General features: G+C 46.9%; 32 protein-coding genes. 9 read left to right on the plus strand and 23 right to left on the minus strand.

The genetic code is table 11. The annotated features are described in order from the left end of the window. Positions 1–4: 4 nt before the first annotated feature. Both queD and KJS94_RS03995 read left to right on the plus strand, forming a co-directional pair. Complete coding sequence (gene queD, locus KJS94_RS03990) at positions 5–361, plus strand: 6-carboxytetrahydropterin synthase QueD (RefSeq protein ID WP_214446028.1); 357 nt, start codon at positions 5–7, stop codon at positions 359–361. A 216-nt stretch (positions 362–577) separates the two neighbouring features. Further along, positions 578–946 (plus strand): hypothetical protein, encoded by a 369-nt coding sequence (locus KJS94_RS03995; RefSeq protein WP_214446029.1) that lies wholly within the window; start codon positions 578–580, stop codon positions 944–946. Positions 947–1,086: 140 nt separating this feature from the next. On the opposite strand, the gene KJS94_RS04000 is transcribed toward KJS94_RS03995, so the two are convergent. Next, entirely contained in the window at positions 1,087–1,521 is a 435-nt protein-coding gene (locus tag KJS94_RS04000) for a DoxX family protein (RefSeq protein ID WP_214446030.1), read from the minus strand. 234 nt (positions 1,522–1,755) lie between these two features. Beyond that, positions 1,756–3,066: an OmpA family protein gene (locus KJS94_RS04005; RefSeq protein ID WP_214446031.1), complete on the minus strand. Its 1,311-nt coding sequence runs from the start codon at positions 3,064–3,066 to the stop codon at positions 1,756–1,758. Between the two features lie 281 nt (positions 3,067–3,347). Between KJS94_RS04005 and KJS94_RS04010 the strand changes: the two genes are divergently transcribed. After that, complete coding sequence (locus KJS94_RS04010; RefSeq protein WP_214446032.1) at positions 3,348–4,397, plus strand: hypothetical protein; 1,050 nt, start codon at positions 3,348–3,350, stop codon at positions 4,395–4,397. A gap of 83 nt (positions 4,398–4,480) precedes the next feature. On the opposite strand, the gene KJS94_RS04015 is transcribed toward KJS94_RS04010, so the two are convergent. Together KJS94_RS04015 and KJS94_RS04020 are read right to left on the minus strand one after the other, a co-directional pair. Further along, positions 4,481–4,840 carry an anti-sigma factor gene (locus KJS94_RS04015; protein WP_214446033.1) on the minus strand — a complete coding sequence of 120 codons (360 nt, stop codon included), beginning with the start codon at positions 4,838–4,840 and terminating at the stop codon, positions 4,481–4,483. Continuing rightward, positions 4,837–5,418, minus strand: a complete 582-nt coding sequence (locus KJS94_RS04020) for an RNA polymerase sigma factor (protein ID WP_214446034.1) — start codon at positions 5,416–5,418, stop codon at positions 4,837–4,839. Before KJS94_RS04020 ends, KJS94_RS04015 begins: the two co-directional genes overlap by 4 nt. A gap of 64 nt (positions 5,419–5,482) precedes the next feature. On the opposite strand from KJS94_RS04020, the gene KJS94_RS04025 reads away from it, so the two are divergent. Further along, a complete protein-coding gene (locus tag KJS94_RS04025) occupies positions 5,483–6,250 on the plus strand; it encodes a C40 family peptidase (RefSeq protein WP_214446035.1) in 768 nt (255 codons plus the stop codon). Here the strand turns inward: KJS94_RS04025 and KJS94_RS04030 are convergent, their stop codons facing one another. The 9 genes from KJS94_RS04030 to KJS94_RS04070 form a co-directional block, all read right to left on the minus strand. After that, positions 6,251–6,673, minus strand: coding sequence for a sulfite exporter TauE/SafE family protein (locus KJS94_RS04030; RefSeq protein WP_214446036.1), 423 nt, complete (start codon positions 6,671–6,673; stop codon positions 6,251–6,253). Then, positions 6,670–7,215, minus strand: a complete 546-nt coding sequence (locus tag KJS94_RS04035) for an inorganic diphosphatase (protein WP_214446037.1) — start codon at positions 7,213–7,215, stop codon at positions 6,670–6,672. The genes KJS94_RS04030 and KJS94_RS04035 overlap by 4 nt, the downstream gene beginning before the upstream one ends. A gap of 9 nt (positions 7,216–7,224) precedes the next feature. After that, positions 7,225–7,593 carry a fluoride efflux transporter CrcB gene (crcB, locus tag KJS94_RS04040; protein WP_214446038.1) on the minus strand — a complete coding sequence of 123 codons (369 nt, stop codon included), beginning with the start codon at positions 7,591–7,593 and terminating at the stop codon, positions 7,225–7,227. Between the two features lies 1 nt (position 7,594). Next, a complete protein-coding gene (locus tag KJS94_RS04045) occupies positions 7,595–8,002 on the minus strand; it encodes a nuclear transport factor 2 family protein (RefSeq protein ID WP_214446039.1) in 408 nt (135 codons plus the stop codon). A 64-nt stretch (positions 8,003–8,066) separates the two neighbouring features. Then, positions 8,067–9,038, minus strand: coding sequence for a PhoH family protein (locus KJS94_RS04050; RefSeq protein WP_214446040.1), 972 nt, complete (start codon positions 9,036–9,038; stop codon positions 8,067–8,069). 183 nt (positions 9,039–9,221) lie between these two features. Further along, positions 9,222–9,653, minus strand: a complete 432-nt coding sequence (locus tag KJS94_RS04055; protein WP_214446041.1) for an SET domain-containing protein — start codon at positions 9,651–9,653, stop codon at positions 9,222–9,224. Then, positions 9,646–10,392: a DUF2452 domain-containing protein gene (locus KJS94_RS04060; protein ID WP_214446042.1), complete on the minus strand. Its 747-nt coding sequence runs from the start codon at positions 10,390–10,392 to the stop codon at positions 9,646–9,648. Before KJS94_RS04060 ends, KJS94_RS04055 begins: the two co-directional genes overlap by 8 nt. A 152-nt stretch (positions 10,393–10,544) precedes the next feature. Beyond that, positions 10,545–11,426, minus strand: coding sequence for a cysteine synthase CysM (cysM, locus tag KJS94_RS04065; RefSeq protein ID WP_214446043.1), 882 nt, complete (start codon positions 11,424–11,426; stop codon positions 10,545–10,547). 110 nt (positions 11,427–11,536) lie between these two features. Beyond that, a complete protein-coding gene (locus KJS94_RS04070; RefSeq protein WP_214446044.1) occupies positions 11,537–11,809 on the minus strand; it encodes a hypothetical protein in 273 nt (90 codons plus the stop codon). Between the two features lie 179 nt (positions 11,810–11,988). On the opposite strand from KJS94_RS04070, the gene KJS94_RS04075 reads away from it, so the two are divergent. Both KJS94_RS04075 and KJS94_RS04080 read left to right on the plus strand, forming a co-directional pair. Beyond that, positions 11,989–12,450: a DUF4268 domain-containing protein gene (locus KJS94_RS04075; RefSeq protein WP_214446045.1), complete on the plus strand. Its 462-nt coding sequence runs from the start codon at positions 11,989–11,991 to the stop codon at positions 12,448–12,450. Between the two features lie 126 nt (positions 12,451–12,576). Further along, on the plus strand, positions 12,577–14,010 hold the full coding sequence (locus KJS94_RS04080; RefSeq protein ID WP_214446046.1) for an amidohydrolase family protein: 1,434 nt from the start codon (positions 12,577–12,579) through the stop codon (positions 14,008–14,010). Between the two features lie 12 nt (positions 14,011–14,022). Here KJS94_RS04080 and KJS94_RS04085 read toward each other — a convergent pair whose 3' ends face one another. Then, the gene (locus tag KJS94_RS04085) at positions 14,023–15,918 is read right to left on the minus strand and encodes a beta-N-acetylhexosaminidase (protein WP_214446047.1); all 1,896 of its coding nucleotides are present in this window, start codon (positions 15,916–15,918) and stop codon (positions 14,023–14,025) included. A 293-nt stretch (positions 15,919–16,211) separates the two neighbouring features. On the opposite strand from KJS94_RS04085, the gene KJS94_RS04090 reads away from it, so the two are divergent. Both KJS94_RS04090 and KJS94_RS04095 read left to right on the plus strand, forming a co-directional pair. Then, the gene (locus KJS94_RS04090; RefSeq protein WP_214446048.1) at positions 16,212–16,739 is read left to right on the plus strand and encodes a hypothetical protein; all 528 of its coding nucleotides are present in this window, start codon (positions 16,212–16,214) and stop codon (positions 16,737–16,739) included. After that, the gene (locus KJS94_RS04095; protein WP_239804289.1) at positions 16,705–17,370 is read left to right on the plus strand and encodes an O-acetyl-ADP-ribose deacetylase; all 666 of its coding nucleotides are present in this window, start codon (positions 16,705–16,707) and stop codon (positions 17,368–17,370) included. Before KJS94_RS04090 ends, KJS94_RS04095 begins: the two co-directional genes overlap by 35 nt. Before the next feature lie 55 nt (positions 17,371–17,425). On the opposite strand, the gene pncA is transcribed toward KJS94_RS04095, so the two are convergent. The 3 genes from pncA to ahcY form a co-directional block, all read right to left on the minus strand. Further along, positions 17,426–18,043 (minus strand): bifunctional nicotinamidase/pyrazinamidase, encoded by a 618-nt coding sequence (pncA, locus tag KJS94_RS04100; RefSeq protein WP_214446049.1) that lies wholly within the window; start codon positions 18,041–18,043, stop codon positions 17,426–17,428. A gap of 3 nt (positions 18,044–18,046) precedes the next feature. Then, positions 18,047–19,456 carry a nicotinate phosphoribosyltransferase gene (locus KJS94_RS04105; protein WP_214446050.1) on the minus strand — a complete coding sequence of 470 codons (1,410 nt, stop codon included), beginning with the start codon at positions 19,454–19,456 and terminating at the stop codon, positions 18,047–18,049. Positions 19,457–19,583: 127 nt separating this feature from the next. Beyond that, positions 19,584–20,912 carry an adenosylhomocysteinase gene (gene ahcY, locus KJS94_RS04110; protein WP_214446051.1) on the minus strand — a complete coding sequence of 443 codons (1,329 nt, stop codon included), beginning with the start codon at positions 20,910–20,912 and terminating at the stop codon, positions 19,584–19,586. A gap of 151 nt (positions 20,913–21,063) precedes the next feature. On the opposite strand from ahcY, the gene KJS94_RS04115 reads away from it, so the two are divergent. Further along, entirely contained in the window at positions 21,064–21,366 is a 303-nt protein-coding gene (locus tag KJS94_RS04115) for a phosphoribosylpyrophosphate synthetase (RefSeq protein WP_214446052.1), read from the plus strand. Between the two features lie 119 nt (positions 21,367–21,485). Here the strand turns inward: KJS94_RS04115 and KJS94_RS04120 are convergent, their stop codons facing one another. The 6 genes from KJS94_RS04120 to KJS94_RS04145 all read right to left on the minus strand — a co-directional run bounded on the left by KJS94_RS04120 (position 21,486) and on the right by KJS94_RS04145 (position 26,620). Continuing rightward, on the minus strand, positions 21,486–22,661 hold the full coding sequence (locus KJS94_RS04120) for a rhomboid family intramembrane serine protease (RefSeq protein ID WP_214446053.1): 1,176 nt from the start codon (positions 22,659–22,661) through the stop codon (positions 21,486–21,488). 82 nt (positions 22,662–22,743) lie between these two features. Further along, entirely contained in the window at positions 22,744–23,205 is a 462-nt protein-coding gene (locus tag KJS94_RS04125) for an NUDIX domain-containing protein (protein ID WP_214446054.1), read from the minus strand. A gap of 41 nt (positions 23,206–23,246) precedes the next feature. Next, positions 23,247–23,828 (minus strand): hypothetical protein, encoded by a 582-nt coding sequence (locus KJS94_RS04130; RefSeq protein ID WP_214446055.1) that lies wholly within the window; start codon positions 23,826–23,828, stop codon positions 23,247–23,249. A 63-nt stretch (positions 23,829–23,891) separates the two neighbouring features. Next, positions 23,892–24,830 (minus strand): magnesium transporter CorA family protein, encoded by a 939-nt coding sequence (locus KJS94_RS04135; RefSeq protein ID WP_214446056.1) that lies wholly within the window; start codon positions 24,828–24,830, stop codon positions 23,892–23,894. Between the two features lie 72 nt (positions 24,831–24,902). Beyond that, positions 24,903–25,688, minus strand: a complete 786-nt coding sequence (gene dapF / locus KJS94_RS04140; RefSeq protein WP_214446057.1) for a diaminopimelate epimerase — start codon at positions 25,686–25,688, stop codon at positions 24,903–24,905. 53 nt (positions 25,689–25,741) lie between these two features. Next, positions 25,742–26,620: a nucleoside phosphorylase gene (locus KJS94_RS04145; protein WP_214446058.1), complete on the minus strand. Its 879-nt coding sequence runs from the start codon at positions 26,618–26,620 to the stop codon at positions 25,742–25,744. Positions 26,621–26,685 lie beyond the last annotated feature (65 nt).

Raw genomic sequence — 26,685 nt, forward strand, 5'->3', positions numbered from 1 at the left:
AGCTATGCTGTTGTTCAAGGAATTTACTTTTGATTCTGCCCATTTCCTGCCTAATGTTCCGGAAGGCCATAAATGCAAGGAAATGCATGGCCATACCTACCGGCTGAAGGTTTGGGTGGAAGGCCCCCTGCATCCAGAATTGGGATGGGTAATGGATTTTGCTGACCTGAAAAAAGTGGTAAAGCCTGTAGTGTCGAGGTTGGACCATAAATGCCTGAATAAGATTCCGGGTTTGGAGAACCCAACCTGTGAAAGGATAGCCGTGTATATCTGGGATGAAGTAAAACCCTTGCTGCCCCTGCTGGCCAAGATCGAATTGCATGAAACCCCCACTTCTGGGGTGATTTATACCGGTGCATAAATTGCATCTCTTTCCTTATTGAATTGAACCACCTCCGGGTGGTTTTTTTGTTGGATAGACCAGGGAAGGTTCTGATCCTGTCTAAGATTTATTAAAAATTAATGGCATGTATGTGCCGCTTTTTCCCTAATTTACTTCTCCCTTCTATATCCGCTGAACGAAACCGGGTTGAGGTATGATGAGCTTCATTCTGTCTTTACCATTAAATATTATACTATGAGCACAAATGCTGAAAACCTTAAAAATCAAGCAGAAGACAAATTTGATGAGTTAAAAAAAGACGTTACTGGGGCTGCGTCTAAGGCTGGTGAAAAGATCGAGGATACCTGGGATAAAGTAGAGGACAAGGCAGAGGAACTCTGGAAACAATTCCAGCTGAAAACGGGGTTCAGTGATGAAAAAATTGAAGAGCTAAAGAACAAGGCCTCTACCAGGATTGATGAACTAAAGGCCGAGATGGATACATGGGACGATGAGGCCAAAGCCAAGTGGGAAGAACTGAAGTCATCGGCTAGTGGCTGGTGGGCCAAGCTGAAGGACAAGTTCGATGGTGACAATGAGGCTGCTAAGGAAACGCAGGCCTGAAATTATAATAGTAATGGGTTAGTATACCGTCCGGGAATGTGTCATAAAAAGGATGCATTCCCTTTTTTTTGGAACGAACAGGATAGGTTTTATTGAACAGTATGTCTTTTCAAGTTCCCGATCACTGCAAGTCATTAGGATCAGATCAGGTGATTTTTTCGATATTCATCCACAGAAATAGGGCCACCTCCTTCCCACGCAAAATAGACCAAGAGGATAAGTACTACAATGGAAAGGGTCAGTTCAAATGCTTTACCCTGGTTGATGCCATAGCTGTTCACCAAAATTACGGCTCCCAGTAGAATAGGCACCTGCACTGCAGCCGCTATCCTGGTAAACATTCCAATGGTGATAAGGGTGCCGCCGATCAGATGGGTCCAGGCAATGAACAGGGGGAGCCAGGAAATACTGGTGCCTAGTCTGCTGGATTGCAACATAACATCTATTTGTGCCGTATTACTAATGAAGAGGATGCCTTTGGTTAAAAGACAGAGTCCAAGTGCTCCGCGAAACACTACCACCCATACTGGAAATTTACTTCCATTGAATGGTCTGGTTGTTTGTGTGATTCCCATGGCAATAATTTTAAGTGAGTAATGATATTACCGGGACCAGATTAAGAGGTAGGATAGCAATTCGCCATATCCCTGTTTTTCGATAGATTAGACTTTTCAGGTAGCTGTAGAATTTTAAAGGAAGCAGAATGAATTCTTCTGGAACCGTTTAGTACTTAATCTTTCCTTACAAAGATATAACAAAAAGGAGGGGGATATAGTTGGCAATCCCCTCCTTTAAACTATTTAAATATGTTATAACTTTATGAATTCTACCCTGCGGTTGTTGGCCTTGCCTTCCGGCTTGCTGTTGTCCCCAACAGGTAAAGTTTCACCTTTCCCATCGGTTTCCATCCTTTCAGTGGGAATGGAAAAGCTGGCTTCCAGTGCCTTTTTTACTGCGATGGCCCTTTTCTTTGATAGCTCCAAATTGGCTGCTGCATCCCCATCACTATCGGTATGGCCCACTATCCTGATCTTCACCTCTGGATTCTCCTTCATGACTGTAGCGATCTCTTTAAGAATGGCGAAAGATGCATCGGTAAGCTGGTCGCTGTTTACATTAAAAGTAATGCCCGAGGTTACGAATTTCCCTTCTGTCAGTAATTTATTACGGGTATCCGGTGCGCCTGCTGCAAGTTTGAAATTGGATACATAAAAAGCTGTCTGGTCCTTGGTGTAATTGGTGCTGCTCATGTTCAGCCTGAGCTGGTTGAAAATGGCATCGGCAGGAATGATGCTGGGGATATCATAAACTTTTTCCTGGTCAACCCAGAGCCTGAACCGTTCCTTCTGGATATTTATGGCAAAATGCACCACCCTGAAACTTTTTTCCAGGTAGCCGGGGATACTGGTTACATTGCTAAGGAATTTTTGGGAGCCTTTTTCAAGCGTCTTTAAACGGCTTTGGGAAGAACCCCTGCGAGGTGCGAGGTCGAATTCAACCATATTATTTGGTCTGAATTCAGAATTGCTCAATGCATATAGCCCCCTGCCATTATCGATAAGGCTGAAGGTTAGGTTGGCAGGAATATAACCTTTGTCGGGTATGGTAGCTACCAGGTCAAATTCGATGGTATAATTGGCCTTCAGCTGGAAGGTGGGCGATAGGTAGCCGCCATCAGGAACCATGCGCAACCATTTGCCAGGGATATTCTCCAGGGTAACGATCTCACCCATGCTTTGGGTGTACCATTTCAATGGGAATTCTCCAACCACATCCTGCGAAAAGTCTTCTGTGAAAAGAATTGTATTGCCGGGGATGAAATCAAAACGGGAGGACCTTTTAACTTCATTTGAAGTGGAGGCAGTAGTGCCGGACCCGGAAGCCTGGTTTTCTGTACTATTGCCGGCTTGGGTCGAAGCCGCCGGTTTTCCCTTTTCATTGCCGGATTTTCCGTTGCCATTGATGGTATCATCAATGCCTTTCGACATCTTATTGCCCACACTGGTCTCGGTGGCTTGCACAGCCCGGTCCTTAAGGCGCTTAAGGATTCCCTGGGCAGTCAGGCCCTGGGTGCCGAATATGCCTAAGGCGAGGAAAAGGATAAGGTTCTTTTTTTTCATGATCAGCTGATTAAGGATAAGTATTGATATGGGAAACAAGGTTTTCAGGACGCTAAACTAGCAGGGCTTCCTTTAACCACCTACCACTAGAAGTTGTAATGCTATTTTTGCTCCATGAAGTAGCTATAAACCCGAATGACCTGACCCGGTGGCTTTGGGAGTAAATGTTGACAACTACTGCACCAATAGGTTAAAATAAATTAAATGCCCGGGCGTTAAAGGGTTGTTTACAGGAATGTTGTTTATTTGTTCCTATATCCTATGTTCAAAACATGTAGTCTATGAAATTGACCCGTGAGCTATCCGCCCTTGTAATGGTACCCTTGTTGGCTAGTATGTATGGTTGTGGTGCTGCCTTTTCGGAGCAGCCTAACTCTTCCGAGCTGATCAAGGATACGGTAATTAACCAGGCAGCTGTTGCGCCGGTACCAGAAAAGCCTGCTCCACTTACTGTTGATTCTGCAAGTTTTAGCAGCCAATTAGCGCATATCACCAATGGCGATTCATCAGGCCGATGGCCGGTTAAATCGCCTTTACCCATGCAGGGGGCCATCCTTCCTTATAAAAGGATCATTGCCTATTATGGTAACCTCTACAGCACCAGGATGGGTATCCTGGGGGAGTTGCCGCCACAGCAAATGACCGATAAGCTCCAGCAGGAGGTAAAAAAATGGGAAGCTGCTGACCCTAATATGCCTGTTCAGCCTGCACTGCATTATATTGCAGTGACCGCGCAGGGAAGTCCGGGAAAAGGTGGGAAATATCGCCTCAGGATGCCTTTCCACCAGATTGACTCTGTCCTGAACATGGCCAAAAAGATCGATGCCATTGTTTTCCTGGATATCCAGGTTGGGTTGAGTTCGCTGCAAGAGGAGATCCCCCTGCTGGAAAAATACCTTTCCATGCCGAATGTGCACCTGGGCATTGATCCAGAGTTTTCAATGAAAGGGGGACAGGCTCCCGGTAAAGTGATCGGGACTTTTGATGCCGCCGATATCAATTATGCTTCCAAGTATCTTTCAGAACTGGTAAAGAATAATAACCTGCCACCCAAGGTACTGGTGGTCCACCGCTTCACGCGTCCAATGGTTACCAACTACCAACAGATCGAAAAGCGGTCTGAAGTGCAACTGGTCATCCACATGGACGGTTGGGGCGCTCCTGCGAGGAAAGTCAATACCTATAAGCAGTTTGTTGCCAAGGAGCCTGTTGAATACACCGGGTTTAAACTCTTCTACAAGAATGACCTGAAAGAAGCGCCTTCCAGGTTAATGACGCCGGAGGAACTCGTGAAATTGAAGCCGATGCCGGTATACATCCAGTACCAATAAATTCTAAAGCCATCTCCGGATGGCTTTTCTTTATATAGACCTGGCGGGAGCCTTCCTGAATTCATTTCCCTAAAGTAACAGGATCATTTGCCCATTATATGGATAACTGTATAAACGATCAGCAATAATCCAAGCACCAGCACAATAGCAAGATAGGTCCATGGGTTATCCTTCCAGACGCGTTTTTCCCGCCTATGCTTTTTCTGCTGGATGAACCGTTTGAGCTCATGGTTAAGCTGCTGAACGTATTCCTGCAAATGCTCCTTATTCCCAAACTCCTGCAGGCCTTCAAGCGCTTCCGCTTCGAATTCATTTGCCTGGAGCCATTCTTCTACCGCATGCTGATCCGTGGCAGACAGTTTCCCACTAACATAGTCCATCAGCAATTGGTTGTCGATGTCTTTGTTACTATTGGCCAATATGTTCAACAAATCGTTCTTCATGGCTGCTTGACTTGGTTCTTCATTTTTCGCATGAGCATCAGCTTTAGGTTGCGCTTCCCGTTCTGGATATGGCTCTTTACCTGAAGTAGATTGAAGCCGGTTTGCTCCGATATCTGCTGGTAACTCTTCTTCTCCAGGTAGAATAAAATCACACACTGTTGTTGGTCGGAATTCAATTCCTGGAGGCCCTGGTGCATCCATTCCAGCAGCTGGTCCTTGTCTTTGATGGCCTGCAACTCATCATTAGCCTCAACAGTGGCGGCAAGTCCATCCGACCATTCTACCGGTCTTTTGCCTTTATCCCTCAACTGCATGAGGCAGTAATTCTTGGCGATCATGTACAACCAGGACTTGAAATAATCGACCTTGTATTTTTCCAGTTCGGTTATAGCTTTCAGGAAGACCTGTTGAACGGCATCCCTGGCAGCATCTTCCTGCTTCAGGTATTTCATGCATACACCAAGCAGTAGTAAAGTATACCGCTGGAGAAGGATACCCAGCCATTCCTTATTACCATCGGAATAATACCTGTCCAATAATTCTGGTTCGCTGATATGGTTATATCTATCGGGATTCACTCAGACAATTTACATTTTTTATGGGATGCTACTAATGACTATTTCCATAATTTAACTGCCAGATATGGAGAACTATTCAGTGCACATTCCAGTGGTTGCCATTTGTCCTATGCGTGGGGCCGCCGATCATCGGGCAGAGATGACCAGCCAGTTGTTATTGGGTGAACCTGTTGAAGTGATTGATGAACAGAAAGGGGAGTGGTTGCTGGTGAGGTCCCTGCACGATGGGTACGAGGGCTGGTGCCAGAAGGTACAACTGGCGAAGGTTTCAGGGGACTTGCCCCAACTGGCAGGGTATGAGCAAGGCAAGACCGGTATGGTTAACGTTAATGGTCAACCGATAATTATTATGAAAGGTACACCGGTTTACCAGGGTAGTATCAAGGCTGGTCCTTATCAGTTGGAGTTTCCTCTCCGGGATATTGATGATCCAGTTGGTTTGATGCCCAATGATGCGTTAGTGAAGAAGCATGCAATGGATTACCTGAATAGTTCCTACCTCTGGGGTGGCAGGTCGGTATATGGAATTGATTGCAGTGGATTGACCCAGATGGTGTACCGGCAACTGGGGGTTGCTTTGCTACGCGATGCCCAAATGCAGGCTGCTGAAGGGGAGTCGGTTGGTTTTCTTCAGGAAGCCCGTTGCGGCGACCTTGCTTTTTTCGATGAACCGGATGGTCGCATCACCCACGTAGGTATTCTGTTGAATGAACAGGAGATCATCCATTCTTCTGGCGTGGTAAGGATCGATCCAATTGACCATGAAGGAATCATTCACCGTGAACTTGGAAAGAGGACCCATAAGTTGAGGGTGATCAAGCGCTATTGGTGATCATTTGAACACTGTCCTGATCCAATTGATGATAGCATTATCCCAACCCAGCATCTTGAAGGCGGTATAGAAAAGGATAACGGCGAAAAACTTCTTGATCGTATCGGCTGGCAAGCTTAGGGAAAGTTTGCTGCCCAGCCAGCCCCCGGCAATAAAGGCGATGCACATTATGCCTACAACCTTGAAATCAATATGGCCGGCCTTGTAATAGTTCATTACCGCTAATATCCCGACGGGGAACATCAGCAGTCCAAGTGAACTCCCCTGTGCTTCATGCTGGCTAAAACCGAGGAAGAAAACTAGTGCAGGCACAATAACAATGCCCCCACCGACGCCGATCATGCCGCTGAGCATGCCTGCTAGCAGGCCTATCGTCAACAAGATGGCAATGGTGGAGGCATCCATATGCTTACGCCGGGTCATTTTTTCTTGAAGGTCTCTGTATAAAAGTCCATCGCATCCTGGATGATCTTAAGCGCTGTGGCCTTATCCTGGAATTCTTCTACTACGACGGTCTTATTTTCAAGTTTCTTATACTCCTCAAAGAAGTGGCGGAGTTCGTCGAAGAAGTGCTTGGGCAGTTCTTCGATATTGTTATAATAATTCACCGATGGGTCATTGGCGGCAACGGCAATGATCTTGTCATCGGCATCACCACTGTCGATCATGCGCATCACCCCGATAACCTTTGCTTCCATCAGGCAAAGCGCCTGAACGGGCTGGGAAGTGATCACCAGGATATCCAGGGGGTCCTTGTCATCGCCGTAGGTTTGGGGAATGAATCCATAGTTACATGGATAATAGAACGAAGAATAGATGATACGGTCCAGTTTCAGGATACCGCTAGCTTTATCGATCTCGTACTTTGCACGTGATCCCTGTGGGATCTCAATCACTGCATTTACAATCCTGGGTGCCTGCTCGCCAAAGGAAATGCCATGCCAGGGATGTGATACTGTTAGCATATAGATAGGTTAAATGATTTTGGTGAAAAAAAATCCAAAGGCCGTGGCTGCAATACCAACTACCAATGAGGCTGCAATATACAACAGGGCAGTGGAGTACTGGCCATCTTTTAGTAATTGAAGGTTCTCCAGGCTAAAAGTGGAGAATGTAGTAAAGCCCCCGCAAAGGCCTGTTGCCAAAAGCAACCTCAGGCTTTGGTCTGTGCCGCTATTCCTGGAAAAATAAGCCATTACCAGGCCTATGGCAAAGGAGCCGGCCAGGTTGACCGTAAAGGTGGCGATGGGGAAAGTTGAACCCTTGAACAGGAGACTAAAAGCATACCTGAGTACAGAGCCTGTCATGCCGCCTAGCCCAACCAGTAGAAAGTTCCTGAGCATACTAGTGCACGTCTTTGAAATCAACCAGCCACTCACCATTCACCCTCACAATCCTTACCGTAGTGGTATCCTTGTTCTTGTAGGTGTTGGTGTAGCTGAAGCTGACGGTGGAATCATTCACATTCACGATTTCAGTAGGAAGGATATTCGCCTGTTGGTAGTTCATCCTTTCTTCTGTGCTCAGCTTATTGTAGAAGTCGTTCTTCCATTTGTTGAAGAGCATGGTATTGGTAGAGTCCTTCAGTAAATAGAACTCCGCTTTTTTCATGTTCCCATCTAAGGAGGCCCTGATGAATTCCCGGCCGGCATCCTGGGCATCTTCAGCTTTCTTGAAAGATGCTTCGCCGGAACATGCTGTCATGGCTAATAATGCTCCGCCAATAAGTAAGGATAAAAATAGTCGCTTCATGATACAAACATAATTAAAAAGGCGTCAGGAACCCTGACGCCTATGTCTTTACGGCTACGGAAAGCTACGGGGCCTGTTGTTCCCTGTCCTTTTCCCGATCGTAGGCCTTGATGATGGCTTTTACCAGCCTGTGGCGAACCACATCTTCCTCATCTAGGGCGATATGGGAGATGCCATCAATGTTTTTAAGGATCCTCAGGGCTTTTTCCAGGCCGCTCTTCTGGTTTTTCGGCAAATCTACTTGGGTAAGGTCGCCAGTAATGATCGCTTTCGCATTGGCGCCAATACGTGTCAGGAACATCTTCAATTGCAGGTCCGTAGCATTCTGGGCTTCATCCAGGATGATGAAGGCATTGTCCAGTGTCCGTCCCCGCATATAGGCCAGAGGTGCTATTTCAATGGTGCGGTTGCTCATATAATAGCCCAGCTTGTCAGCAGGTATCATATCGTCCAACGCATCATACAAAGGGCGCAGGTAAGGGTCGATCTTCTCCTTCAGGTCGCCGGGCAGGAATCCGAGGCTTTCACCTGCTTCCACAGCCGGACGGGTAAGGATGATCTTCTTCACTGCCTTATTTTTTAAAGCCCTAACCGCTAATGCTACAGCCGTATAGGTTTTACCGGTACCGGCAGGTCCAATGGCAAAGAGGATGTCGTTCTTGTCGGCATGCCCTACCATTTTTTTCTGGTTGGCTGTACGGGCGCGAACAGTCTTTCCATTAGGTCCGAATACAAGGATATCATTGGGGTTCCGGTCTACGAAATTGTCGATCGTTTCACTATCGTCGCCACCAAGGATCTGTTCGAAATAATTCTCACTCATGTGGCCGTTCCTTTCCAGGTACTGGACAATCAGCTCAATCTTTTCCTTGGCAGTATCAACCTGTTCGGGAGCTCCGCTCAGTTTGATCTGGGTGCCGCGCGAGAGAATCTTCAAAAGGGGGAATTTCTTCTTAAGGATGTCGAGTTTACCGTTATTGACGCCAAAGAACTCTATGGGGTTAACGGTTTCGAGGTTGATGATCTTTTCAGTCAATGCGCTGCAGTTTAATGTTCACAAATATTTACCTCTTCACGGCAGTTGCCTTAGCGTAGCTGTTTCGTTTCCGATAAGGTCTTACCAAATATAATCCTGCCGACAGCTATAATGCAAAGTTACTTATGCACAGGTTGTGGATATTGTTAAAATTCTTAATGCGGTGAAAAAACGGGCCGGAGTTTATAATCTGCCTTTGCAATTTGGACTTCCGCATTTGCAGGAAAGTTTACCGTCATGATGCGTTTCACCATAATTACAGGTGATCTCTTCGCCCTTCCTGATCCTTCTCAATGTATAGAATTCCACCCTGCCATAGGCTACCCTCATATAGGTGTTGGGATCGCAGGAATGGTTGACATAGCGCAGTTGGTTGGCATTTACGGAAGCATCCAATGCGCGACCGTCGCCAAACTCAACCATGGCCACCCGTTTTTGTTGCTTCACCCGCTGGCGGGCTGCACGGATGCTGATCACCTGTCCTCCCAGGTTGCCGATTTTCCTGTGCGGCGGAATGGGTTCTTTGGCAAATACCCCCATACCATCTATCCGGCTGGGCTTTACTTCAAAAGAGAACCAGGTATCGTGGGTGGATATTTCTTTTCGTTTATTCATTGACGTTAGTAAAGGATTCTCCCACCTCTGCCCATGTATGGTCTGCAAGTAATTTGACCGCTGCCATGAATTGTTTGAAAGGGCCTGTTCCGCCCCATTCCTTTGGGCTTACCATCGATAGTGCATAACTATCATCCTTCTTCTGGTAGAGGTAATAAAGGTGGCCTATGACCGGCTGGAAGTTAAGCTTGGCTTCGTAGATCATCATGCTGAGTTCCTTGCGTTTCCTGATCTCTGTAGCCTGCCTGGCCAACAATTCGATCTGCTGCCTGATCTGGTCCAACTGCATATTGGTCTGTTCTTCCATGGCCTGTAAGGCTTTGTGCTTGATCATGCCCTCTTCAGTTGGCCTGATCGCAACACTGCCTACTGATGACGCATAGGGAAGCACGCTCAATTGCTTGTGGTAGATATCGATATTCCTGAAGGCGGTGCCATCGGGTTTGGTGCCTTTCTGGGTGATCTTCAAATACCCGTTGGAAAGGATCTCCTTACGCACTGTCAGTACTTCCTGGTCATCTTTCAGGAAGGATAGGGTAATAGTTGAAGCGTTCTCTATTTCACCCTTGATGGCATCTGCCATTACTTTGTCTGGGAAAGGATGTACCTCACCGTCGGGCCTGAATTCATATTGGGAATAATAAGCCTCATTATCCAGGCTGACCCAATTGATCTGGATCAGCAGGTCCCGCTGGTTGTTGATCGATTCGATCCTGTAATTGCCGGATTTCGGCGGCATGCCGGAACTGTAATCACATTTTTCAGGAAATAATTGCCAGGAAGCCAGAAAATTATACGCTTGTACCATAGGTTATAGACCAGTCTGTGGCTTATGCTAACAGCCATTGCCGGTCAATTGTTGTCTTTGCAAAAATAGGATGGCAGGGATCATTAATCGAAAAGGTCCGAGGAAAGGTAACGGTCACCACGATCACAAATGATGCAGACGATCACGCCCTTGTCCAGTTCCCGCGATAGTTCAACTGCAGCATGGACGGCTCCTCCGCTGCTCATGCCACTGAAGATGGCTTCTTCCCTGGCCAGTCTTTTGGCCATGATGCGTGCATCCTTTTCCGCTACCTCCATGATCCTGTCAACCCTGCTGCGATCGAAGATTTTGGGAAGGTAGGCTTCCGGCCATTTACGGATGCCAGGTATTTTGGAGCCATCGGTGGGTTGGCAGCCAACGATCTGAACAGAAGGATTTTGCTCCTTAAGGTACCTTGAAGTTCCCATGATGGTCCCGGTTGTTCCCATCGCAGAAACGAAATGGGTCACCGTTCCGGAAGTGTCGCGCCAGATCTCCGGACCAGTGGTCCGGTAATGCATCCAGTAATTGTCTGGATTGGCAAACTGGTTGAGCATCAGGTATCCGCCTTCTGCCACCCTCGCATTGGCGTAATCTATGGCTCCTTCCATGGATAACTCCTTAGGGGTCAGTGTTACTTTGGCGCCAAAGGCCTGCATGCTTAAAACCCTTTCCCTGGTTGCGTCCTCTGGCATCACCAGTTCTATCTCCACACCGAAAAGGCTGGCGATCATGGCCAGGGCTATCCCTGTATTGCCACTGGTAGCTTCAATCAATTTAATACCTGGTTGGAGCTCCCCACGGTCAAGGGCTCCTTTGATCATGCCATAGGCTGCCCTGTCCTTCACGCTGCCACCCGGATTATTGCCTTCCAGCTTAGCGTAGATGGTCACATTGGGGTTTACAATAACATGCTTTAATGCTACAATAGGCGTGTTGCCTACCAGGTCCAGGATTCCGGCCATAGTTCTAGGGGTTTATCGATTGCTTAGCGAGCGAAAGTTATTACAGTTCGCACGAAAAAAAACCAAATGTTTGCTTAAAGCTCAAACGGCCGGGGACAGTAATTATTTCATCAGGACTGGGCCATTAACTCTTCCTCAATGAGCTCGCTGAGTTGTCTTTCCTGCTGGACCACCCAGGTAGGTAAAGGTTGGGATTGGATCTGCCAGCCATTGTCATTACGGCCCATGCGGAACATTATGCGGTTGCCACGGTCATCTACCACATCCACGGAGAATAAGGTTTCGTTCAATAAGTTCATCTTCCTGAAGTTGAACTCCCGTAGCCTGCCTTCAGCCTTGATCAGGCGGGTGAACTGGATATTACGAATGAATTTTATCTGCATCTGATCTCATTAAACACTTTTACCTATCAATTCCCGTGCAAGTTATGCCCTTTGGCTGCCAAAATTTTGAAAATTCTTTTCAACGGTATTTTTAGAAGCTTTTTGAGGCCTTCCTTTAACTAACCTGTAGCTGTAAAGGTGTACTGCGCCGCTATAGCTGGAACGGTTAATTTTGCCCCATGTATTCAAGGGAAGAAGCCTCACGCCTCCGCCAGGAGTTTTTTACCGCTTTAGGCGAGTATATGTCGCCGATTCTCTCAGCCGATAATGAAAAGGTTAACTGGCTGAACTACAAAACAGGGGAGAAGCACCTTTTTTTCCGGATGTCCACCAGCAACCGAGATGCTTCCATTGGCATATTGCTTACCCATCCTGACCCGGAGATCCAGGCCTTTTATTTTGACACTTTTCTGTCTTTAAAGTCGGTTTTCGAGGGTGAAATCGCGAAGGATTGGCTATGGCAATTGCATACGATCGATGAAAATGGAAAGATTGTCAGCAGGATCTATACCAAAATAGAAGGGGTAAGTGTATTGCGCCGGGAGGATTGGCCTGCGTTGATCAGTTTTTTCAAGCCAAGGCTTATTGCATTGGACAGTTTCTGGACCCTGGTGAAATACCAGTTTGAAGCATTGAGGTAATCGCATCTTGTGGGTGAAGTGCCCTGATTGCAGGGAAGATAAAATTCGCCCAGATCAATAAGATTATTGATTGGTCCCGGGTGCTTTCCATTAATGCCTTATTTTACCGCTTGTAATAATCAGCTTATGGCAGCATTTTTCAGGGTAGCACTGGTAACCTTCCTTCATTTATGCAGTAACCTTCCCGTTTTTTCACAGCCAAGGCCTTACCTGGTGAAGGGGGCCACTATCATAGATGTCCGGAATGGACAATTGGTAAAAGGAATGGTTGTGGAGATCAGGGATGGCAGGATCGCGTCCATTGGGGATCCCCAAATGGTGGAAAGAAAATACAAAGGCCAGGTGATTGACGCGACCGGCCTGTATATGATGCCAGGATTATGGGATAACCACATGCATTTTGGTGGTGGGGATACGCTGATCGAGGAAAACAAATGGCTGCTTCCCTTATACCTGGCTCATGGTGTGACTGCTGTTCGTGATTGTGCCGCCGATATCAGCCCCTCGGTCCTGCAATGGAGGGAACTGATCAATCAGGGGAATTTGCAGGGGCCGAGGATCTTTACTTCCGGACCCAAACTGGAAGGCATCAATTCCATCTGGAAAGGTGACCTGGAGGTCGGTACAAAGGCTGAAATGCTGACCGCTTTGGATTCCCTGCAAAAACTCAAAGTGGACTTTGTAAAGATCACGGACAATACCATGAAGCCTGATCTATACCTTGAAGCCATTAAAGCCACAAGGGCAAGGGGATGGAAAATTACCGGCCATATTCCTGCAAGCCTTACGCTGACCGAAGTGAGCGATGCCGGACTTTCTGCTATTGAGCACATGACCTATTTGCTGAGGGCAGGTGCGCCTGATGAAAAGTTGGTGGCCAAACTGGCCAGTGAAGGGAAATTGCAGGGCCGGGCCATGAATGTTTACCTGTTGGAAAATTTTGATACGGCACGTGCATCTTCATTATTTGCAAGGCTCGCTGCCAATGGTACTGCTGTAGTTCCTACACTGGTGATCAGTCACAATGGCGCTTACTTTGACAAGGAAGACCATTCCGGGGATGATTATCTCCAATACATTGGCAATGGCTTGAAGCGTACTTATGAATGGCGGGTACAAAGGGCTGCCCAGGATTCGCCGGAGGCCATTTACCTTCGGCACCAGGTATTTGAAAAAGCTGCTGCCTTATTGCCACTGGTTCAGAAAAGCGGAATGAAGATCATAGCCGGTACGGATGCAGGCTACCTTAATTCTTACGATTATCCTGGCATTGGCTTGCATCAGGAACTGGCGTACTATGTGCAATATGGACTGACGCCATTGGAAGCCATCCAGGCTTCTGTTGTCAACGGGCCTGCATTCATGGGGAGGTCCACCGATTATGGATCGGTAGAAAAGGGAAAGGTGGCCGATCTCCTTTTGCTCAGTGCCAATCCACTGGATGACATTACCAATACCCAAAAGATTTCGGCAATTATCAGGAATGGGGTTTACATCGATCGCAAACAAATGGATAAAATGCTGGAAGAAATAAAGGCAAAAGTAAAGGCCGGGCAGTGACCCGGCCTTTACTTATTTGATCTTGGCTCTTTTCTTCAATTCCTCAATGGGCATCGTGATCATCTTGCCAATGATCTTTCCATTGCGGGAAGTGATCACCCTGAGGTTTACTGCATCCCGTGGAACTTCCAGTGGCTGCTTGTAAACTGGGTAGTGGCTGTCGGGAAATACTTCATAGAAAGTATAATGAATATCCAGGTCTTCGATCTCCTTGTCGAGGATGATCTGGAAGGTACTGTCACTGGTCTTTTTTACTGAGAAAATGGGGTCATACATGCTGCGCGAATAATTGATGTCTGCCGCATCCAGTCGCTTGAAATGCGTTTCCGTCTTTTGGATGAACTTGTTCCAGTCTTTCTTTTCGGGCAGGCTCCATACTGATTCTGCAATGGAAAAGGCCCTGGGCCATAGCATGTATTCCGCATGGCGGACAGTATGGAGTCGTTCGCTCCAGAGATTGGCTTGCCCCCCCAGGATATACTGCGGGTCAACACCTTTTGGTACCGGGTTGAACTCATAGCTTTTTTTCAAACGTACCGATCCATAGGTGGGCAATTCGGCAATGGGGTCGCCCTGGTAAAGGTCAACATAGGTATATTGGTTGGGGCTCATCACCACATTGTGTTTCATATTGGCCGCCTTGATTCCGCCTTCTTCCCCACGCCAGCTCATTACTGCTGCGCCAGGTGCTATGCCTCCTTCCAGGATCTCATCCCAACCCATCATCTTCTTGCCTTTTGACGCAATGATCTTGCCGACGCGCTTCACAAAATAACTCTGCACCTCGTCCATATTGGCGAGCTTCTCTTTCTTCATGAGGCCCTTTACGGCATCGCTCTTTTCCCAGAAACCTTTGTAGCATTCGTCCCCACCCATATGGATGTATTCAAAGGGGAACAATTGCGCTAATTCGGTAAATATCTTGTCCAGGTATTCATAGGTCTTTTCACTGGCAGGGTTAAGGGTATTGTCGATCAGGCCATAAAAGTGGCCATTGCCCGGCCAGATCATAAACCTTTCGCCTGCATTCACCTGGTAGTTGCCCGGTGTTGCACTGAGTTCGGGATAGGCAGCCACAATGGCCATGCTGTGCCCCGGTACGTCGATCTCAGGCATGATGGTTACAAAGCGATCCTTTGCATATTGGATAAGTTCCCTGATATCATCCTGTGTGTAAAATCCTCCATAACTCTTTGGCTCATCCGGGGAGGGTTTGCTCCAGTCCCCCCAGCGACCAACCCGTTCAGCACGCCAGGCACCCACTTCCGTCAACCTGGGCAGGCTCTTGATCTCTATTCTCCAGCCCTGGTCATCGGTAAGGTGGAGGTGAAGCATATTGTATTTGTACTTCACCATATTGTCAATAAAGTCTTTCACCTGCTGCTTGGTGAAGAAGTGACGGGAAACATCCAGCATCAGTCCCCTCCAGCCAAACCTGGGTTTGTCGGTAATAGTGGTAGTAGCAATGGTCCAGTTAGCGTCCTTTATGGGTGTTTTGCTTTCAATGGCGGCAGGGAAAAGTTGCCAAAGGGTTTGCACGCCATAGAAAATGCCGGCAGGCTGGTTGGCCTCAATGGTGATCTTCTTGTCGCCTACACTCAACCGGTAGCCTTCCTTTCCAAGGGTGGTATCTGCTTTGGGTAACAATTGCAAAAGGATCGTTCCTTCCCCGCCGGGGGTAATGGAGACTGACCTTCCGGTCGCCTGTTCCAATTTTTGTTTCACCTGGTTGGCGATAGCTGCCAGTTCAGGTGAATTGCCTTTAAATGAAATAGTGGACTGCTCCGGTAATTCAAATTTGCCATTGCTGGTTTCCATTTTCAGGGGTTCCGGGATAATGGCTGGCGCCTGGGCCATACCATAAATGGAAATTGATAATGCAAGCAAGGGTAGAATAATGCGTTTCATTGGCCAATAGTTTGGACCATGAAATTAGTGGATTATGGCAATGACCGGACTAAGGGTTTTGACCTAGGGAAAGGCGATTGATGGCCTGCAGGCTTTAAAGGGGAAGTGGGTTGATTGAAATAGTAGTAAGGTTTCGCCCAATAGGGACCGGCAAATTTTATGGAGACCGGATTTCCCTGTCAACGAAAGCGGAAAGCGGGAAACCGAGACTGTTAGCCTTTACTTGCTGTAATTGCAGAATATTTTAACATGCCGCCTTATGGCCTTTGGGTTATCCTTTTTATATTTAAAACATGAAGAGATTCCCTTTGCTATTGCTGGTCGTGGGCTTGTTTTTTAGTGCCACAACCAGGGCCCAGGCACCTGTTCCAACAGCTGCTGAATGTCCTTTAAAAAAGACTACCGATGAATTCAGTGGCAAGCCAAAGATCACAACCGGTTTCTTTGACCTAGGTGTTCTAAAGCTGTCAATCGATGCTACCGGAAACGAGATCGATTATTTTTTCATTGTACGTAACCAGCAAGCCAATTGCATGGGTGAAAACTCTGAAGCCCATTTTATTTTCGAAGGGGGTAAGCAGAAAATTGAAGTGCGGAACACCGGTGGTGACAATTGCAATGGGTTTTTCCACTACACCATGAAAGGTGGGGCCTATACGCCCAGCAACCTGACCAAGCTGGCGACTAAGAAAGTGGTCATGATCACCATTTCCGACCGGAATGACAAGCAGACCGTGGTAAGTTTAAGTCCAAAGGAACAGGACTTGCTGATGAAATTATCTGCCTGTGTGGCTGCTGAAGCGAAGACATTACCCAAGTAATGGGTATTGCTCAAAATGTCCCCTTCAAGGCAGGCATGCGCCACTGCCGTTTATTGTTTTAATCAATTTTGCATCGAATTTAATTCCCTTGAAAGAGCTTAAAGATAGAATGGTGGCCGTGCAAGGTGATATTACTACCATGGTAGTCGATTGCATTGTAAATGCCGCGAATTCATCCCTTATGGGAGGGGGAGGCGTTGATGGTGCGATCCATAGGGCAGGAGGACCCTCTATATTGGAGGCTTGCAAGAAGATCGTTGCCCGGCAAGGCGGCTGTGCTACTGGCGAAGCCGTGATCACTACAGCAGGTAATTTGCCTTCGCAATTCGTTATCCATACAGTTGGTCCTGTCTGGCATGGCGGACATAACCATGAAAGTGAAAAATTATCTGGTTGTTACCGCAAATCCCTGCAACTGGCAAAATTATATGGTTGTAAGACCATCGCTTTTCCCAATATCAGTACAGGGGTATACCACTTTCCCAAAGCTGCTGCCGCCGCGATTGCAGTAAAAACCATCGCGGATTTTTTAACTGATTCTGACTTGCCGGAAAAAGTCTACTTTGTTTGTTTTGATGAAGAAAACTTTGGCTTTATCCAGGCGGAACTTAAAAAAGTATTAGGTTCTTAACCAGTGCTCCCATGCTATTGCTTCCTTTTGTACGTCATAAGGATTGACCAATTGTTTATTTTGCTAAAATGAGTGAAGCACTATTGACAATTTGCCCGCCTGCCACAGTAAATTCCTGCTTCGTTTGTTCAAAATCACCAGCAACCAGCGGGCAGGTGCCATCCTCAATGATAAAGGTGTCAAACCCTTCTTTCAGGCTATCCATTGCGGTGTAATGGACACAGATATCACCGCAGAGACCTGTTACATAAACCTGGCTAACTCCTTTCCCATTTAGGTAGGCAGCGAGTCCGGTAGACTTCCTTCGCCCGTTGTCATAGAAACCACTGTAACTGTCAATCTCAATATCAGTTCCTTTTCGGAAAATGGCTTCTATTTTATTGGTATGGAGTTCGGGTGAAAACTCAGCTCCCGGGGTTCCTTGAACACAATGATCAGGCCAGAGGGTTTGTGTAAGTCCATTGAGGATGATCTGCTCGAATGCCTTCCTGCCTTTATGGTTGGATGCGAAACTCTTGTGTTCACGGGGATGCCAGTCCTGAGTAGCGACAACCAGATCAAATTGTGGTTGAAGCGAATTGATGATAGGAATAATGCTATCCCCACCTGGTACGGCCAATGCCCCGCCGGGAAGGAAATCGATTTGCACATCAACGATCAATAAGGCTTTCATGGGCTATTTTTTGTAGTGGGCCTTCATTTCATCCCTGAGGTGGAGTAATGACTTACTGATACCAACTTTATAGACATGGGGGTTTTCAAAACGTTTATACTCCTGCGGTAAAGCAGCCAATTGCCGGCTGGCATATGCCGCGATCTCGGTGAGGGTCTTGCGTTCCTGCAGGATCCTTCCCTTTTCCATTACCTTCCCGAGCAAGGGTTGGAGTAGAAGGCCATTCAGGGACATGGATTTCTCCACATCAAAAGGATGGTATATGGTATCAACCATTTCTTCCTTATCCAGCGTAATGGCATCCGCCCCAAAAAACTGGCTATTGTTGTCAAATGCCCGGTATACCTGCTTGATCCCCGGAAGGGTGGTTTTCTCAATGGTTTCAGATAGTTTCAGCCTGGGTTTGCCGGATGCCATGGAGAGTTTATATACCCCATCCAAAGCGGCATCTGGTTGACCGGTGGCCAATCTTGTACCTACGCCATAGATATCGATAAGGGCGCCTTGTTCAGTCAGGCTTTTGATCACAAATTCATCGAGCTGGTTAGATGCAACGATCTTCATGTAGGGCAATCCTGCTTCATCAAACATTTTCCTCGCAGCCTTTGAAAGATAGGCGAGATCGCCACTGTCTAGCCTGATCCCCTTGGCCCGATGTCCTGCCTTTTCCATTTCCCTGGCCACTATGATGGCATTGGGGACACCGCTCTTCAAAGTGTCGTAGGTGTCCGCCAGGAAAACACAATCATGTGGGCGCGATTGGGCGAATGCCCTGAATGCTTCCAGTTCATTGTCATAACTGCCAATAAAGGAATGTGCCATGGTTCCGGTAACAGGTAAGCCATAGAGCCTCGCTGCATAAACATTACTGGTAGAGCTAAAACCGCCAATGATCGAAGCCCTTGTTGCATGGATGCCCCCCAAGCCCTGTGATCTCCTTAATCCCATATCACTGAGGATGCTATTACCGGCAACCTGCTTTATCCTGGATGCCTTGGTGGCGATGAGGGACTGGAAATTTAAAATGTTTAAAAGCAGGGTCTCTGCCAACTGGGCCTCAATGATATTGCCTTCCAGTCGCAAGGCAGGACAGTTGGGAAATATTACTTCACCTTCCTGGCAGGCAAATACATTCCCGTGAAAGCGAAATCCTTTCAGGTATTCCAAAAAGGAGGGATGGAATTTGAGTTCTTTCAAAAAGGCAATATCCTCCTCAGTAAAATGCAAGTCGGATAATATATCAAGGACATCCTGCAATCCTGCGAATAATACATAACCACCTTTGTTGGGGACCTTACGGAAGAAATAATCAAAAGCGGCGGTATCGTTCATGCGGCCTTCGAGGAAATAGGTTTCCGCCATGGTTATTTCGTACAGGTCAGTGTAGCTGCCTGTGATGGAATAGGTTAACATAGGATTAAGTTAGGGATTTTGCCGGAAGCATGGAAACGCTATGGTATGGGCTATGCTGTATCAATGAAACAGGTACAAAAAAAGAACCCGCTGCGGGCAGCGGGTTCTCCTTGTGGTTGTACAAATATTAATAGCGGTATTGTTCAGACTTGAATGGACCAAACTGGGGAATGCCGAGGTATTCGGCTTGTTCAGCGGTCAATTCATCCAGTTCAACACCGATCTTGCTCAGGTGCAGGCGGGCAACTTTTTCATCCAGGTGCTTGGGCAGTACGTATACTTTGTTCTCGTACTTATCGCCGTTGGTCCAGAGTTCGATCTGCGCCAGGGTTTGGTTGGTGAAGGAGTTACTCATCACAAAGCTAGGGTGGCCTGTGGCACAACCCAGGTTAACCAGGCGGCCTTCAGCCAGCAGGATGATGTCCTTGCCCTCTACATTATAGATATCAACCTGGGGCTTGATGGTGTCCTTGGTATGACCATAGTTCTGGTTCAACCAGGCTACATCGATCTCAATATCAAAGTGGCCGATGTTACAAACAATAGCCTTATCCTTCATGAGTTTGAAATGTTCACCTGTGATCAGGTCGCGACAGCCGGAAGCGGTGACAACGATATCAGCTTCCTTCACTGCATCTTTCATCTTTTTTACTTCGAAACCATCCATGGCAGCCTGCAGGGCGCATATCGGATCGATCTCTGTAACGATCACGCGGCAACCGGCACCAGCCAGTGAAGCAGCAGAACCTTTACCCACATCACCATAACCACCTACTACAGCTACCTTTCCGGCCAGCATCACATCGGTGGCGCGACGGATCGCATCAACCAGTGATTCCTTACAACCGTACTTGTTATCGAACTTGCTCTTGGTAACAGAGTCGTTTACGTTGATGGCAGGAACAGGAAGGGTACCCTTGGCCATACGCTCATACAAACGGTGAACACCGGTGGTGGTTTCTTCACTCAGGCCTTTGACATGCTGGATCAGTTCAGGGTATTTGTCAAATACCATATTGGTCAGGTCACCGCCATCGTCCAGGATCATGTTCAGGGGGCGTTCTGCGCTGCCAAAGAAAAGGGTCTGCTCAATACACCAATCGGCTTCTTCTACAGTTTGTCCCTTCCAGGCGAATACACCAATGCCAGCTGCGGCAATAGCTGCTGCAGCATGGTCCTGGGTGGAGAAAATGTTACAGGAACTCCATTTTACTTCGGCACCAAGGGCCACCAGGGTTTCGATGAGAACAGCGGTCTGGATGGTCATGTGCAGGCATCCTGAAATACGGGCGCCCTTAAGGGGCTGGGATGGACCATATTCAGCACGAAGGGCCATCAGTCCGGGCATTTCTGCTTCTGCAAGGCGGATCTCCTTACGGCCCCATTCTGCCAGGCTGATATCCTTCACCTTATAGGGAAGGGAAAAATCGATATTCGATTTGGTGATTGTTGACATATTAATCCTTTTAATTCGCCGCAAAGGTACAATAATGGGGTCTATTGTACAATAATGTAGAGGTATTGATTATCAATAAACTACAATCTTTAACAATTTCAGATGGCAGGCATTCCGGGAATTGCTAGTTTTAGGGACAAAATACATTGCCATGATCGCCTATGATACCTTGTCCGAAGCTGTAAATGGCCTCAAAAGCAGGGGCTATACCATCGATTTCAACCTGGCCTATGATTGTGTGGTTTGCCATGATTCCCCGATCAGCCTCATGCCTAATGAATTTGAGATCGTGGAGGTGCATCGTTTTGAAGGCATGACCAATCCGTCTGATTCCTCAGTAGTCTATGCCATCGAAAGCAAGCACGGGGAAAAAGGGGTTTTGGTGAATGGATATGGGGTATATGCAGATGATGTAAGTGAGGAAATGATCCATAAGCTGAGTATCCATCACTGATCCCAATGCCCTGATTGCAGTATTATATGGGAACATTGTTCAAATGCCTTGGGTACTTCTTTACCTTGATCAGATCTAGCTTTCTTGTGTATGTTTTTTGGTCAGGAAAGAACAGGAAGTTAGTTTATGGCATTAACATTCAGCAGGTTCAGGATGGAGTCTGTTTTCATGGTGGCTTCCAGTATTTTTTGGTCGTATTGCCTGCTGTCCTCCCACACGGCCTTATGGAACAATTCATAGGTGCTGATCCGGGTATCCACATACTGATGCATCAGTTTATTCCTTTCTTTCAATGACTGCGGTAGTTCAAGCTGGTCAATTTCCTTAAGCACATCCTTTGCTTCATTCCAATAATAAAGGCCCCTGTCATTTATTTCGTAAAGCATCTTTTCTTTTTCAATACTTGTGTCACCTAAATATTGATAGGTTTCCAGGGCGGATTTTTCAAGTTGGGTAAAGCGTTTGTATTTCGTTTCGTAAGTAGTAAGTGGATCAGTAACGGTGCTGATAGTAAGGGTAGTGGTCAATACAAATCCTATGATCAATGCCAGAAGGACATTCCTTTCCAAGGCTTTGTTCCCGGGTTCTGACAGGACGTAATAAAACGACTTGCCAATTATAAAGCCACTCACCAAACCACCAATATGTGCAGCGTTATCCACTCCGCCTTTTAACCCATACAGAAGGTTATAGCCCATGAATACGGCGAGGGTAGTAAGTTCTTTTTTTCTGGTTCCGCTATCGATCAGGTCTGTTGTCAATAGCGCCAGGTAGAACCCAAACAAGCCGAATATAGCGCCTGAGGCGCCGGCGCCTACGCTAAAACTATTCCAGTACAAACTGGCTGTACTCCCTCCTAATGCACACAGAAGGTATATCAAGATGAATTTTAGAGGACCTACCATGGGCTCGATGGTCTTCCCGATGTCGAAAAGCGCATACATGTTCATGGCGAGGTGAAGGATGCCAATATGGAGGAATGCTGCAGTAAACAACCTCCACCATTCCCCGGCCAATACATCGGTGCGGAATAGCGCTCCCCATTGTATCAGGGTTTCTGCATCCGGATTAAATACATTGGCGCCGGAGATGACCATGGCTATAAAGATCCCCAGGTTGACCAGGATCAGTGCAGGGGTTACCAGGAAATTCTTTCCGAACTTTGTAGCAGGCGCCAAGGAAACCGGTTCATTATTGTCAGTAGATCCTTGGGTTAGAGATGGGATGGCCTCCATAGCTGGATCAGTCGGTGAGTGTGGAGTGGTCTCGTTGGATGGGTTGAAGTTGTTTTCCATAACAGGATGAATTGCGGCCAAAATATATTGGCAGCGGCATATTTCAAAGTCCGGGAGGTGATAAAGTTTACATTGACTCTGCTCAGGGTTGGTTTCGTTTTACCAGGTCGGCCACAATCTTGTCAATGGGAAGGGTTACCACGGCTTCATTGAATTCATGCCAGTCAATGAAGCGAAAGGTTTCGATCTCCTTCCTTTCTTCGTATACACGCAACTGTTGCTCATCAAAATCAAATGGCTTGGATCGCAGTGGAACTTTGATGGACTCCAGTGGATGGGCGAAATAATAAATGGAAATGATCTGGTGGCTGGGGTTAAATGCACTCATCTGGAAATAGTCCGTCGTGTAAATATGGTCGCCCACCCTGACTTCCAGGTCCATCTCTTCCTTGAACTCCCTTTTCAGGCACTCCCTTGTGCCTTCCCCAAATTCGAGTCCGCCGCCTGGAAATTTGGTATAATAGCCCCCGCGGATAAGTTCATCACTAACAAGGACCTGTTTCAGGTCATTGATAAGAATACCGTAAACCCTGATATTAAACATGGGACAAAATTAAAGGGCAAAATTTCCCATCCAACTTATTGTTAGAGCAGTCCATAGAAGGCAATCCCTCCTTCATAGGTCTTTTTGGTAGTATTCTGGAAATCCCATCCGTATTTGAACCGGAAGCCTATAGTGCCGTTATTGGATTCCTTGCCAAGCCTGAACCGGATACCGGTTTGGAGGAAGGGCCCCATGATCGTCAGCCGCTCCTTCAATTCTTCCGCATAGTAGTCATAATATTCTTCCATGATATTGTACTGGATGCCCAGGCCGGCAAAGGCCCCGATCTTGCTTCGGTTATTTGGACTTGCCCCTGCTCCGAGATTGTAGGATACCAGGGCATTGGCCTGGTACCCGAAATGATCCAACTGGTTCCATAGTGAATAGAAACCAAGGGGCTGTACCATGATGGAGAGGGAAGAATTGTTATTGATAGGCCGGTTCAATCCCAATGCAAAAGTGAAGGTCGGGATCATGATATTCTGGAACCTGTCGGTTATCCCTTCACCATAGCTCAGGTTGGTTCCCAGTTCGATGGCAATATTATCCCTGTCCTGGCTTTTAACCGGATTTTCATTAACTAGGGTTAGAACGACAAAACAAAGCAAGATTCTTGCAACCATGCAGTTTTTTATTGATGACAAGTTGGCTATGGAGTGCCGATGCTTGGAAAAATGTTAGGGATATTAAAAAAGTTTTTTACGCAGGAAGAACCACCCAATCACCAGGGAGATCACCATGGAAAGGAAGACAGGTATATAGAAGGCATAAGGGGAGTCGGCATAGGGGATAGGTACATTCATGCCATAGATACTTGCTACCAATACCGGGAAGGAAAGAACGATGGTGATCACTGAAAGCCTTTTCAATACCTCGTTCTGGTTATTGGCGATAATACTCGCAAAAGCATCCAGGGTGCTGGAAAGGATATTGGTATAAATATTGGCCATTTCAAGGGCCTGTGAGTTATCAACGATCAGGTCCTGCAGGAATTCCTTTTCCTCTTCATTCAATCCAAGGAAATTGGTCCTTTCCAGTTTCAGGAGCAACAGTTCATTGCTGCGTAAGGCGGTCACGAAATAGACCAGGCTCTTCTGGATCCGCATCAGTTGCAGCAGTTCCTCGTTGCGGTTAGCGTCATAAAGCTTTTGTTCCAGCAGGTTGCGTTTGTGGTTGATCTCCTTCAGGAACTCCATATAGTTCTGGACCACCTTTTCCATGATTTTCAACGCCATCATCTTCCGGTTGTCGGGATGGCGGTTCTGGAAGGTGTTCAGGAATTTCTTCATGGCATCATTCTCAAAGGAATTGACCGTTACGATCTGGTTGTGGGTGAGAATGATACAAATGGGGATGGTGATATAAAACGCATCGCTGTCATTGAAGGAATTATTCTCCGTGGGGGTCTTGATCACGATGAGCTTTACATTATCATCCTCCTCAAAGCGAGTCCTTTCGTCAATATCAAGCGAATCGGTAAGGAAGTCAATGGGAATATCCAGTTGCTCCGACAATTCCGTAAATTCCTCCTGTTTCAAGGGGGGCAATACATTCACCCAGGCCCCGTTCTCAGGCCTGGTGATCGCTACGGTTTGGTGGTTGATATTTTTGAAGTACTGGATCACTTTGGAATGCCGCTATGCAAATAAAGCAATATTTGTGGTAGTATGAACTTTAATTATTCCTTCCTGATGGCCTCAGGGCAGGGTAATATCCCCTTCAAATACCTTCTCGGCCGGCCCGCATAGATACACATTGGTATAGGTGCCGTCCTCATTACGGTCAAACTCAACCGAAAGCCTTCCGCCACGGGTGTGTACGGTCACGTCGTTAAACCCATACTCATTGTGATAATTGACAAGTGCACAGGCGGTGACCCCGGTTCCACAACTTAATGTTTCATCTTCTACGCCCCTCTCGTAGGTTCTTACCATGATCTCATCCTTTGACTGGACCTCGACAAAATTGACATTAATGCCTTCTTCCCGGAATGCCTCACTGTTCCTTATCTCCCGGCCTTTATGGAAAACATCGAATTCTGCCAGGTTCCGGACAGCTTTTACATAATGCGGGGAGCCGGTATTTAACACAGCATCACCATGGTGTTCCAGCACCTGGTCAACATCCTTCATCTTTAACCTCACAATTCCATGCTCATCTATTTCCGCATGATGGTCGCCATCGATCGCACTGAAAACATAGTTGGTGCGCACTATGCCACTATGGAATGCAAATTTTACAAGGCAACGGCCTCCATTGCCACACATGCTGCCTTCATGACCATCTGAATTATAATACTTCATTTCAAAGTCATAGCCTTCTTTCTTGTTCAGTAACATCAGGCCATCTGCCCCGATCCCGAACCTTCGGTCACAAAGGAAGTGGATCTGCCTGGTGCTTAGGCCTTCATACTCTCCTTTTCGGTTGTCGAGTATAACGAAGTCATTTCCTGTGCCCTGGTATTTGTAAAAATGCAAGTCCATAATGCTGATTCTTGATACAAAGTAAGTGACTAATGGTTTTGCGCCAAGTTCCCTCAAGCGATCTGCTCAATTATTCCCAGTGATTTAACGATCAGGTTATTGACGGCGGCTTGTCCATCCTTTGAAAAGGTCCGGGCCACCCGGTTGGCAACAATGGCATTCAGGCTAAGGCAATGATGTCCCATCAGTTTACCCAGGCCATAGATAGCCGATGTTTCCATTTCGAAATTACTGATCCGGTGTTGCCCGTAACGAAAACCGGTTAACCGGTCAACCAACTCCGGGTTGCTGAGTCCAAGCCTTAGTACCCTTCCCTGTGGGCCATAGAAGCCGGGGCAGGTAACGGTGATGCCATGGTGGAAGCCATCAACAAAATGTTTCAGCAGGCCGGCGGAGGCAGAACTGATATAGGGGTTGGAAAAATTGTGGTGGAATTGGGTCTGGGTACTAAAAGCCTGCAGCAATAATTTCTCCTCATCGTTTTGCTCATGACGGTAATAATTGAGCAGGTTGTCTATACCGAGCCCATGGGTTCCCGCTACAAAACCATCTACAGGAATATCTTCCTGGAGTGAACCCGATGTGCCGATACGGATAATATTTAATGAAGTGAGTTCCGGTTTGATGGTACGGGTTTCAAAGTCGATATTGGCCAGGGCGTCCAGTTCATTCAATACTATGTCAATGTTATCTGGCCCTATGCCGGTTGAAACTACCGAGACCCTTTTCTTGCCGATATAACCGGTGTGGGTAATGAATTCACGGTGCTGTGCCTGGAACTCAATAGTATCAAAATGTTTGCTGACCTCTTTCACCCGGTCGGGGTCGCCCACCGTAATAATAGTTGTCGCCAGTTCTTCCGGACGAAGGTCCAGATGGTAAATGGCACCCCTTCCATTAATAATTAGTTCAGATGATGCAATAGGTTTCATATCGTCAGCGTTAATGTTTTGAATTTTTTTTGAAGGAAATGTCTGCGAAAATGTAAAAATACCTA

The sequence above is a fragment of the Flavihumibacter rivuli genome, assembly GCF_018595685.2.
GTDB lineage: Bacteria > Bacteroidota > Bacteroidia > Chitinophagales > Chitinophagaceae > Flavihumibacter > Flavihumibacter rivuli.

Bases quoted from the DNA above. Each gene is read 5' to 3' on its own strand.
- KJS94_RS04015 (WP_214446033.1), bottom strand. From the start codon at position 4,840: ATGAAGAACGATTTGTTGAACATATTGGCCAATAGTAACAAAGACATC.
- KJS94_RS04045 (WP_214446039.1), bottom strand. From the start codon at position 8,002: ATGAAGCGACTATTTTTATCCTTACTTATTGGCGGAGCATTATTAGCC.
- KJS94_RS04005 (WP_214446031.1), bottom strand. From the start codon at position 3,066: ATGAAAAAAAAGAACCTTATCCTTTTCCTCGCCTTAGGCATATTCGGC.
- KJS94_RS04060 (WP_214446042.1), bottom strand. From the start codon at position 10,392: ATGCCGCCGAAATCCGGCAATTACAGGATCGAATCGATCAACAACCAG.
- KJS94_RS04055 (WP_214446041.1), bottom strand. From the start codon at position 9,653: ATGAATAAACGAAAAGAAATATCCACCCACGATACCTGGTTCTCTTTT.
- KJS94_RS04080 (WP_214446046.1), top strand. From the start codon at position 12,577: ATGGCAGCATTTTTCAGGGTAGCACTGGTAACCTTCCTTCATTTATGC.
- KJS94_RS04025 (WP_214446035.1), top strand. From the start codon at position 5,483: ATGGAGAACTATTCAGTGCACATTCCAGTGGTTGCCATTTGTCCTATG.
- KJS94_RS04035 (WP_214446037.1), bottom strand. From the start codon at position 7,215: ATGCTAACAGTATCACATCCCTGGCATGGCATTTCCTTTGGCGAGCAG.
- KJS94_RS04125 (WP_214446054.1), bottom strand. From the start codon at position 23,205: ATGTTTAATATCAGGGTTTACGGTATTCTTATCAATGACCTGAAACAG.
- KJS94_RS04075 (WP_214446045.1), top strand. From the start codon at position 11,989: ATGTATTCAAGGGAAGAAGCCTCACGCCTCCGCCAGGAGTTTTTTACC.
- cysM (WP_214446043.1), bottom strand. From the start codon at position 11,426: ATGGCCGGAATCCTGGACCTGGTAGGCAACACGCCTATTGTAGCATTA.
- ahcY (WP_214446051.1), bottom strand. From the start codon at position 20,912: ATGTCAACAATCACCAAATCGAATATCGATTTTTCCCTTCCCTATAAG.
- pncA (WP_214446049.1), bottom strand. From the start codon at position 18,043: ATGAAAGCCTTATTGATCGTTGATGTGCAAATCGATTTCCTTCCCGGC.
- KJS94_RS04145 (WP_214446058.1), bottom strand. From the start codon at position 26,620: ATGAAACCTATTGCATCATCTGAACTAATTATTAATGGAAGGGGTGCC.
- KJS94_RS04120 (WP_214446053.1), bottom strand. From the start codon at position 22,661: ATGGAAAACAACTTCAACCCATCCAACGAGACCACTCCACACTCACCG.
- KJS94_RS04085 (WP_214446047.1), bottom strand. From the start codon at position 15,918: ATGAAACGCATTATTCTACCCTTGCTTGCATTATCAATTTCCATTTAT.
- KJS94_RS04070 (WP_214446044.1), bottom strand. From the start codon at position 11,809: ATGCAGATAAAATTCATTCGTAATATCCAGTTCACCCGCCTGATCAAG.
- crcB (WP_214446038.1), bottom strand. From the start codon at position 7,593: ATGCTCAGGAACTTTCTACTGGTTGGGCTAGGCGGCATGACAGGCTCT.
- KJS94_RS04010 (WP_214446032.1), top strand. From the start codon at position 3,348: ATGAAATTGACCCGTGAGCTATCCGCCCTTGTAATGGTACCCTTGTTG.
- KJS94_RS04130 (WP_214446055.1), bottom strand. From the start codon at position 23,828: ATGGTTGCAAGAATCTTGCTTTGTTTTGTCGTTCTAACCCTAGTTAAT.
- KJS94_RS03995 (WP_214446029.1), top strand. From the start codon at position 578: ATGAGCACAAATGCTGAAAACCTTAAAAATCAAGCAGAAGACAAATTT.
- KJS94_RS04090 (WP_214446048.1), top strand. From the start codon at position 16,212: ATGAAGAGATTCCCTTTGCTATTGCTGGTCGTGGGCTTGTTTTTTAGT.
- KJS94_RS04105 (WP_214446050.1), bottom strand. From the start codon at position 19,456: ATGTTAACCTATTCCATCACAGGCAGCTACACTGACCTGTACGAAATA.
- KJS94_RS04030 (WP_214446036.1), bottom strand. From the start codon at position 6,673: ATGACCCGGCGTAAGCATATGGATGCCTCCACCATTGCCATCTTGTTG.
- dapF (WP_214446057.1), bottom strand. From the start codon at position 25,688: ATGGACTTGCATTTTTACAAATACCAGGGCACAGGAAATGACTTCGTT.
- queD (WP_214446028.1), top strand. From the start codon at position 5: ATGCTGTTGTTCAAGGAATTTACTTTTGATTCTGCCCATTTCCTGCCT.
- KJS94_RS04115 (WP_214446052.1), top strand. From the start codon at position 21,064: ATGATCGCCTATGATACCTTGTCCGAAGCTGTAAATGGCCTCAAAAGC.
- KJS94_RS04000 (WP_214446030.1), bottom strand. From the start codon at position 1,521: ATGGGAATCACACAAACAACCAGACCATTCAATGGAAGTAAATTTCCA.